The sequence below is a fragment of the Streptomyces sp. genome (assembly GCF_050698815.1).
Lineage (GTDB): Bacteria > Actinomycetota > Actinomycetes > Streptomycetales > Streptomycetaceae > Streptomyces.
This window is the reverse complement of sequence record NZ_JBOHCV010000093.1, coordinates 1-8,045: the sequence shown is the minus strand read 5'-3', so window position 1 is coordinate 8,045 and position 8,045 is coordinate 1. Positions and strand designations below refer to the sequence as shown.

At 69.8% G+C, this 8,045-nt stretch carries 5 protein-coding genes and 1 pseudogene; 1 reads left to right on the top strand and 5 read right to left on the bottom strand.

Annotation, left to right across the window (positions count from 1 at the left end; genetic code table 11):
- The coding region (locus tag ACRDP3_RS03685) for a beta-galactosidase (protein ID WP_431515346.1) at nucleotides 1–2,442 on the bottom strand (2,442 nt) is incomplete at its 3' end.
- A gap of 189 nt (nucleotides 2,443–2,631) precedes the next feature.
- On the opposite strand from ACRDP3_RS03685, the gene ACRDP3_RS03680 reads away from it, so the two are divergent.
- Entirely contained in the window at nucleotides 2,632–3,792 is a 1,161-nt protein-coding gene (locus ACRDP3_RS03680; protein ID WP_431515345.1) for an esterase-like activity of phytase family protein, read from the top strand.
- Nucleotides 3,793–3,831: 39 nt separating this feature from the next.
- On the opposite strand, the gene ACRDP3_RS03675 is transcribed toward ACRDP3_RS03680, so the two are convergent.
- The 4 genes and pseudogenes from ACRDP3_RS03675 to ACRDP3_RS03660 form a co-directional block, all read right to left on the bottom strand.
- A complete protein-coding gene (locus ACRDP3_RS03675; RefSeq protein ID WP_431515344.1) occupies nucleotides 3,832–4,641 on the bottom strand; it encodes a formylglycine-generating enzyme family protein in 810 nt (269 codons plus the stop codon).
- A 98-nt stretch (nucleotides 4,642–4,739) separates the two neighbouring features.
- Nucleotides 4,740–6,164: a sulfatase family protein gene (locus ACRDP3_RS03670; protein ID WP_431515343.1), complete on the bottom strand. Its 1,425-nt coding sequence runs from the start codon at nucleotides 6,162–6,164 to the stop codon at nucleotides 4,740–4,742.
- 156 nt (nucleotides 6,165–6,320) lie between these two features.
- Nucleotides 6,321–7,766, bottom strand: a complete 1,446-nt coding sequence (locus ACRDP3_RS03665) for a glucoamylase family protein (protein ID WP_431515342.1) — start codon at nucleotides 7,764–7,766, stop codon at nucleotides 6,321–6,323.
- A 61-nt stretch (nucleotides 7,767–7,827) separates the two neighbouring features.
- Nucleotides 7,828–8,045: pseudogene (locus ACRDP3_RS03660) on the bottom strand (GH39 family glycosyl hydrolase); the annotation flags it as partial.

Sequence of the window (8,045 nt, the reverse complement as noted above, 5' to 3'; positions counted from 1 at the left end):
GACCGCCTCCTGGCCCGCGGCCGAACGGAAGCTCACCTTGCCCTTCCGCACGGCGGTGATCTCGGCGGTGGCGTATGCGATGTGCAGCCCGCCCGCCTTCAGGCCGAGCGGCAGCATCGCCCCGCTGCGTCCCGGCACCCGCAGCTTCTCGCCGCCGAAGAGGGCCTTGCCCTTCTCCGAGACGGTGAACTCCTGGTCCAGGCCGGAGGTGACGTTCATGGCGTGCAACAGGCGTCCGCCGTCGGCGTTCTGCGTGGTGAGGAGGAAGAGGCCCGGGTCGGTCGCACTGTGGGTGAGGGCCGGGGACGCACCGAGGGTCTTCAGCGCGCGCAGCCAGAAGTTCAGGTCGCAGCGGTAGTCCGTAGTGATCACCACGGCCCGGCCGGCACCGACCCGGATGTCGAAGCCGCAGCCCTTGCCGGTGGAAACCTCGCGCAGGACGGTCTCTCCCTTGCCGGGCGTGCACAACTGCGCCTTGCTCACCCGGACTTCCGCGCGCGGCGCTGCCCAGCCGTGCGAGGTCGCGGAGAGCCAGAAGCGGTCGGCGTCGGTGAGGGTCTTGCCGGGCTCCAGCCCGAGGGCGTCTGCCAGTTCGGTGCTGGGCTTGCCCGCCATGTCGGCCACCGGTACCCGGCCGGAGAGCAGCAGCTTGCCGCCCGCCTTGAGGTAGCCGACCAGCTTGCGCTGCAGCCCGGTCGCGAGGTTCTCACCCGTGGCCAGGGCGAGTACGGGCGTGCGCTTCGGATCCAGGTCGCCGGACTGGAGGTTGAGGGCGCGGTAGCGGAAGCCGCCGAGCAGCATGGCCCGGGACAGGGCGCTGCGCGGGCCGAAGCCCCGGATGTGCTCGATGTCCGCCAGGATGGCGTCGACGCTCTTGCGCTCCGGCGGGTGGTACTCGGTCAGGTAGTGGTCCGGGACGAATCCCAGGGCGAGTTCGTCGTACTCGGGCACCATCGGGGCCAGCGTCGTGGCAAGGCCGTTCACGGCGTGGATGGCCTGCTTGAGCGGTGCGTAGCTGAGGTTGCGCCTGCCCTCGGGGTCCACGGGTGCGGAGAAGCCGTGCCGCTCCCCGGTGATCCCGATGCGGTCGTTGCCGTCCCCGATGGGCTTGTCCAGCTTGGGGTTGCGGCCGCCGGTGAAGAGATAGTAGTTGATCATCTTGACGCCCTGGGCGAGGCAGAGCCGGGTCTTCAGGTCGCCGCTCTCGGCGTCTTCCTGGTTGTCCAGGTTGTCGCCGTAGTCGGCGTGCCCGGCGTCGAACTCCAGGGCGCTGAGCGGCTGGTCCTTGTCCTGTACCGACTCCATGAAGGCGTTGATGAGGTAGAGATCGGTGGCGTTGTTCACGGTAAGGCTGCCGAGGTAGAAGTCGGCGCCGGAGAAGATCCCGGACTCCCCGCCGTAGGTCTCCATCAACTGGCTGATGCCGATGGGGAACTTCTTCGCCCCGTCGTCACTGGTGCCGTGGATGTTGATCAGGAACGGGACACCGTCGAGGCCGTTGTCCTCGGCGGACTTGCGCAGCGCCGCCACGTACCGGGCGAAGCGGCCACGCATGAACGCGCCCACGTCATGCATGAGGGCGGGTGCGTAGGCGTCCTTCGGGGCGCGGATGGCTGCGTCGCGCTGGCCGGCAGGCTTGCCGGCGAAGGGATAGCGGTCGCCCAGCTTGTCGCCGTAGGTCTCGTCCAGCCAGCCGTTGAAGTCCTTGAGCAAGTGGTCGGTGAGGGCAGGGGTGTTGCTGACCCAGGGGAGCATGCCGATCTCGTTGTCGAGCTGGCAGGCGATGACGCCGGGCTTGCCCTTGCGGTGTTGCCGCTTCGCGATGACCGGTATCACCGCGTCGTACCAGCGCCGGACCTCCTTGAGATAGGCGGGTGCCAGATAATCGATGGTCTGCGCGGTGTCCTTCTGGTCGTCCCAGCCCTTCGGCACGATCTCGGGGTGGTCCTTGCGTACCCGCTGCGGCACGCCCTCGCCCTTGAGTTCGGCCATGGTGTACGGGCCGGGACGGGCGATGATGTGGAAGCCGTTCTTGACGCACAGGTCCAGGAACGCTCCCAGATCCCGCTCGGGCCGGGTCCGGCCGGTGACGTCGAGGGAACCGTCGCCCGTCTCGTGCCACATCCACGGGATGTAGGTGGCGATGGTGTTGAGCCCGGCCTCCTTCGCGAGGTCGAGGCGGGACTGCCACTCGGCGCGCTTCAGGCGGAAGTAGTGGATCTCGCCGGCCATGACCAGGACGGGTTCGCCGTCGATCAGCAGCCGTTTGCGGTCGTACGTGACGGACGGCTCGGTCTTGGCCGGGCGCTCGGCACGGCCGGTGGCCGCCGTGCCGGCCATGGCGGGCGCGGCGGCGTGCAGGCCCCCGGTCGTGCTTGCGGCGATCGCCCCGGCCCCGCCGAGTACGGCGCGGCGGCGCAAGGCTGAGTGGTGTGACGTCATGACTTGCTCTCCGTGAGGTCGGCGTACCGGCGTCGTTGGGGCGAGACTGTATGCGCATACAGATAGCGCATACAAGAGTCCTGTTGCGCGTCTCTTTCCCGGTCGGCCGCGGCCCCCTGAGCGGCTTTACAGCCCCATCACGCGGATGGGTGACTGCGCTCGGTGCGTGTGCCGGGCGAAGATCGAGTCATGAAAGCTTCCTTGATCCGCCGCGCATGTGCCGCGGCCCTGGCGCTGGCGACGACGATGGCCCCCGCGGCGGCGGCCCAGCCGGACGACACCGCCGAACCGTCCGGCATCGGGGCGCATGCGCGGCTGCTGGGAGAGAAGATCGTTCCCCACAAACTCCCCTTTCGGAACACGACTGTTGGCGGGCTGTCCGGCATCGACCGGAATCCGTGCACGGGCGAGTACGTCATGGTCAGCGACGATCGCTCGTACCTGCAGCCCGCCCGCTTCTACACCGCCAGGATCAAGGTGGACGGCGCCGGGGTGCACTCGGTCGACTTCACCGGCACCCACCCGTTCCGGCAGCGGGACGGCTCGGTCTACCCGCCACCGAGCGCCGGCGACGGCAAGGCCGTGGACCCGGAAGAGCTGCGGGTGGACCCACGCAGCTGCCGGTACTGGTGGGCGCAGGAGGGCGACCGGCCGAAGTCGTCGAGCGACCCGGTGATCCAGCCGTCGATCCAGTTCTCCACCCGCACCGGCGCGTACCGCGGCCGGCTGGCCCTGCCCGTCAACTACGAGGTCACCAGAGGCGATCGGGGCCCGCGACGGAACAAGGCGGTTGAAGCGATCACGTTCGGCGCCAGGAACAGCGTGCTCACCAGCGCCGTCGAGGGTCCGCTGCTCCAGGACGGTCCGGAGCCCGACCTGAACCGCGGCGCCCTGATCCGTGTCACCCAGCAGAGCCGGAAGGGCCACGTGCTCGGGCAGTTCGCCTACCCCCTCGAGAAGATCTTCGCCAAGCCCGATCCGTCCAGCCCATGGCCCCCGGACACCGGCGTGCCCGCGATCCTCGCCTATCCCGGGGACCCCGGCCGCTACCTCGTACTCGAACGTACCTGGGTCGCGGGGGCAGGTTTCAAGATCCGCATCTACGACGCCACCACCCGCGGCGCGACCAAGGTGCAGAACATGGACTCCCTGACCGGACAGACGGTCGTGCCGATGCGCAAGGAACTGGTCGCGGACTTCCACGACTTGGGCCTGTCCACGGTCGACAACACCGAGGGCATGACCTGGGGCCCGACCCTGCCGGGCGGCGAACGAACCCTGCTCCTGGTCAGCGACGACAACTTCGCCGAGGACGAGGTCACCCAGATCGTCGCGCTCGGCATCCGCTGAGAACCGGTAACGGCAAGTCGAGAAGCGACTCCTGCCGGCTCAACCGGCCACGCGGAACCCCGTGTGGCCGGTCGAGCTGTCCGGCGTGATCCCCATCCGGGACGAGGTGCGGTAGCGGAGGCAGTAAGACTCGTGGCAGAGGTACGAGCCCCCGCGCAGCACACGCTGCCCGAGGCCGGGGCCGAACCGGTCCGCGCACCACTCCCAGACGTTCCCCGTCATGTTGAACAGGCCGTAGCCGTTGGAGGGGAACGCATCCACCGGGCAGGTCCCGGCGTAGCCGTCGGCGGCGGTGTTGCGGCCGGGGAAGGAGCCACGCCAGATGTTCATCCGGTAGTGGCCTCCCGGGTCGCGTTCGGCGCCCCATGGGTAGGGCTGCCCGGACAGCCCGCCGCGGGCAGCGTATTCCCACTCCGCCTCCGTGGGCAGCCGCGCTCCGGACCAGGTGCAGTAGGTGAGCGCGTCGGCGTACGACACGTGCACCACCGGGTGGTGCGCGCGCTCCTCGACGTCCGTGTCCGGGCCCTCCGGATGACGCCAGTCGGCGCCGTGCACCTGCCGCCACCACGGGGTGGCCGCGGCGGCGCGGGTGGGCGGGAAGTCGTCAGGCAGGAAGCCGGCGAAGACGAAGGACCAGCCGAAGCGTTCGGCGTCCGTACGGTGACCGGTCGCCTCCACGAAGGCCGCGAACTCGGCGTTGGTGACGGCGGTCGTCGCCAGCCGGAAGGCGTCGTCGAGCGTCACCTCCCGCACCGGGCCCTCGCCGTCCGCCGGATGCGGTCCGTTGTCGCACCCCATGAGGAAGCTGCCGCTCGGCAGTTCGCGCCAGCCGCCGCGCGGTTCGGGCACGGCCGAGGAGGCCCGACCCGGACCGCCGTCCCCGGCTGCCCGTAGGGGCGGGGCGGGCGCCCCCCGGGCAGGCGCACAGCACGCGTGCCGCTGCCGGGTCACGGCAGCACGCCCTCCGGCGTGTCCCCGTACTCCTTCTGCAACCGCCCGAGCTGCTCGGTCAGTTCGACCGCCACGTCCGCGTAGTCCGGGTCGGTCCAGCGGTTCGTCAGTTCGTCGGGATCGCGTACGAGGTCGAACAGCTCCCATTGCGGCTCGCGCCGTTCGGGACTGGCGCCCGAGGCGCCGGAGCCGTGGCCGGGGTAGTGGATCAGCTTGTGCGTGCGGGTACGGACGCCGTAGCTGGCCTGGACGTTGTGGTCGTGGTCCAGATGCATGTAGTAGCGGTAGTACACGCCCGTGTGCCAGTCGTCCGGGGTCCGGCCGCGCAGCAGCGGCAGCAGACTGCGGCCCTGCATGCGCGGGTGGGGCTCGACCCCGGCCAGGTCCAGCAGGGTCGGGGCGAAGTCGATGTTGGCCACGAGATCGTCGTTGACCGAGCCGGGCGCGACGACGCCGGGCCAGCGCACGACGAGCGGGATGCGCATCGACGGCTCGTACATGAACCGCTTGTCGAACCAGCCGTGTTCACCGAGGAAGAAGCCGTGGTCGGAGGTGTAGGCGACGGCGGTGCCGTCGGCAAGCCCGGCGGTGTCGAGATAGTGCAGGACCCGGCCGACGTTCTCGTCCAGTCCCGCGATCACGCGCAGGTACTCCTTGATGTAGCGCTGATAGCGCCACTCCCGCTCCTCGCGTTCCGAAAGCCCTTCCGGCACCGGTTCCTTGAGGTCCATCGGCACGAGGTCCGACAACCGCAGCCGCGCCTCGGCCGCTGCGGAGGCACGCTCCGACAGGTCGTCGTGCAGGGTCGCCGGTGCCGGGATGTCGTCGTGTGCGTACAGGTTCTGGTGGCGCTCGGCGGGCTCGAAGTGGCGGTGCGGCGCCTTGTGCTGGATCAGCAGGGCGAAGGGCCGGTCCGGGTCCCGCTTGTCGAGCCAGTTCATGGCCAGTTCGCTGATGATGTCGGTGACGTAGCCCTGATAGGTGCGTTCGCCGTCCGCGGTGAGGAACGTCGGGTCGTGGTAGACGCCGTGCTCCGGCAGGATCTCCCAGTGGTCGAAGCCGCGCGGGTCGCTGTCGCCGCCGTGTCCCAGATGCCATTTGCCGACGATCGCGGTCTGGTAGCCGGCCTCCCGCAGCAGCTCGGGAAAGCTCGGCTGGGTGGCGTCGAAGGTGTGGTCCGGTGCCTGGAGCGAGGTCATGCCGTTGACGTGGCTGTAGGCACCGGTCAGCAGCGTGGCGCGGGCCGGCGAGCAGATGGCGTTGGTGCAGAAGGTGTTCTCGAAGCGCATCCCCTCGTCAGCCAGCCGGTCGACCGCCGGGGTCCGGTTGAGCACGCTGCCGTAGGCACTGATGGCCGGGACGGCGTGATCGTCGGTCATGAACAGCACGATGTTGGGGCGCGGTTCGGGCGGCTGGGGCACGCGGGTTCCTCGTGTGGAGGCCGGTGGCGGCGCCGCCACCGGCGGTTACGGGCTCGGTCTCGTACCGGGCCGGGAACGGTGCAAGAGGCGGCCGCCGCGTCAGTTCGGCGGCGTTCCTCCCGCGCGTCCGCTCCCGGCCCGGACGGTTCGGCACGGTCAGGCTATGCCGAAGTTCTCCTTCTGCAGCATCGGCCTGACGGTCCGCGCGAAGCCACCGGTGCGGAACGGCTGCTGCAGCAGTCCCGGCTTCAGCACCTGCGCGAGCGCGGCGGCGACCATGCCCTGGTCCAGCGCCAGCATGAAGTCGCTGACCCGGCCGGTGGCGGTGTCGACGGAGTCGCGGAAGCCGAACTCGTCGTGGTACGCGTCGAAGTCGCGGGCGATGCGCAGCAGGTTGGCCGTGGCGTGGCCGCGGGCGAAGGGCATGGCGAGGAACGAGGCGTGCGGGGTGACCACGCCCTTGGAGGTGTAGCCCTCGATCTGCATGCCGATCGCGTCCACGCCGTACTCGCTGTACCCGCCCGCCGGGATGTTGGCCGGCGAGAAGCCCCAGTAGCCGTAGTCCTTCTCGATCAGTCCGTGCTCGAGGTGGCTGAGCACGTGCCGCTTGTGGTTGACGCCCCAGGACTGCGGGGACCACTCGCCCTCGGGCACGAACAGCGGCACCATCAGCGCCTCGAACATCGAGCCGCCCCACGAGGGCACCAGCTTCCTGCCGCGGTAGGTGTAGTGGCCGCGATACATCTCCACGCCGTCGACCGTGACCCACTCGCCCTCCGGCGTCTGCTCCTGTCCCCATTCGGGCAGCATCGTGCGGAAGGTGTGCCAGTAGTGGTTCGTGGGCAGGCTGCCGTCCGCGATGCCGAGGTAACTGGCCATCCGGGGCTCGGTGTTCAGTGCGCCGTACCAGTGGCCTGTGTAGGTGTTGTCGTCGGTCCAGTAGCCGCCCTTGATCTGACCGGGGTGCTGGTGGGGGTCGGCCGGGTCGTAGGGGGTGAAGTAGAAGGACCAGTCGGCGTCCGCCAGCAGCCGCTCCACGCGTGGCCGCAGCGACGGCTCGGCGTCGGCGACGATCCGCAGTCCCGTGACGATCCAGGCGTTGTCCACCGAGGACAGGAACGGCCGTACGGGGTTGCCGTTCTCGGGCCACTCGGTGAGGACCTCACCGGTCGTCGCGTCGTACCAGTTGAACCAGAAGCCGTGCGCCCGCTCCAGCCGCTCCACCGCCGAGACCATCTCGGTCAGCCGGCGGCGCATCGTCTCGCCCCCGATGACACCCAGCCCGGCGGCGGCGACCGTGGCCCACATGCCGCAACCGATGTTGGTCGGCGAGGTGTTGATGCTCTGCTTCGGCGTGCTGCCGCTCATGACGTCGATCTTGTCGGTCGTCAGGCCGAAGTCGGTGCGCATGGCCTCGAGCGAACGGTAGGTGTCCTCGAACCACCGGCGCAGCAGCTCCTCGGCGTCTCGCTCCTGCGGGCGGGTGCCGGCGGTTGCGGTGGACGCGCCGAAGGTGAGCGCGGCCGACGCGCCCGCACCGGCGGCGAGCACGGTGCGTCGGGTGGCGGTTCCCAGCGGTCCCACTTTTCTCACGGTACTCACGTGTGACTCCTTCAATCCGAAGAGGGGATCAGGCGAGGTGGGGGTTCAGGTGGAGGGTGATTCAGGCCCGGGTGAGCCGCAGGGCGCGGATGCCGGGCATCGGCAGGTCGACGGTGAGCGAGACCGTGCCGTCGCTGTCGGCGGTCACCGCCTCGAGGGAGGTCTCGGACAGCCGGTCGGCGGCGCGGAGCCGTTCCCACTGCTGCTCGTCGGGCCAGTCGCCGCCGTCCAGTTCGTCCCAGACGGCCTTGATGTGGGAGTGCTCCTGGTCGACGCTGC

Bases quoted from the DNA above. Each gene is read 5' to 3' on its own strand.
- ACRDP3_RS03680 (WP_431515345.1), top strand. From the start codon at position 2,632: ATGAAAGCTTCCTTGATCCGCCGCGCATGTGCCGCGGCCCTGGCGCTG.